Genomic DNA, 538 nt, shown 5'->3' on the forward strand with positions numbered 1-538 from the left:
CATGACTGGGGTGAAGTCGTAACAAGGTAGCCGTAGGGGAACCTGCGGCTGGATCACCTCCTTAATCGACGACATCAGCTGCTCCATAAGTTCCCACACGAATTGCTTGATTCATTGAAGAAGACGAAAGAAGCAGCCCGAAATTGGGTCTGTAGCTCAGTTGGTTAGAGCGCACCCCTGATAAGGGTGAGGTCGGCAGTTCGAATCTGCCCAGACCCACCAATTTTGTGTGGGAAACGCCTGTAGAAATACGGGGCCATAGCTCAGCTGGGAGAGCGCCTGCCTTGCACGCAGGAGGTCAACGGTTCGATCCCGTTTGGCTCCACCACTACTGCTTCTGTCTGTATAAAGCTTAGAAATGAGCATTCCATCAATGCGATGGTGAATGTTGATTTCTAGTCTTTGACTAGTTCGTTCTTTAAAAATTTGGGTATGTGATAGAAAGATAGACTGAACGTTACTTTCACTGGTAACGGATCAGGCTAAGGTAAAATTTGTGAGTTACTCAAATTGAGTATTATCGAATTTTCGGCGAATG

General features: G+C 47.0%; 2 tRNA genes and 1 rRNA gene. All 3 read left to right on the forward strand.

The window, feature by feature from the left end:
* Positions 1-64: ribosomal RNA gene (locus tag HBR93_RS26780) — 16S ribosomal RNA — on the forward strand; the annotation flags it as partial.
* Between the two features lie 81 nt (positions 65-145).
* Positions 146-222 (forward strand) — tRNA-Ile (locus tag HBR93_RS26785).
* 30 nt (positions 223-252) lie between these two features.
* Positions 253-328, forward strand: a tRNA-Ala gene (locus tag HBR93_RS26790).
* Positions 329-538: the final 210 nt, after the last annotated feature.

Origin of the sequence: Pseudomonas sp. WS 5411, from assembly GCF_012985595.1 — a bacterium.
Taxonomy (GTDB): Bacteria; Pseudomonadota; Gammaproteobacteria; order Pseudomonadales; family Pseudomonadaceae; genus Aquipseudomonas; species Aquipseudomonas shahriarae.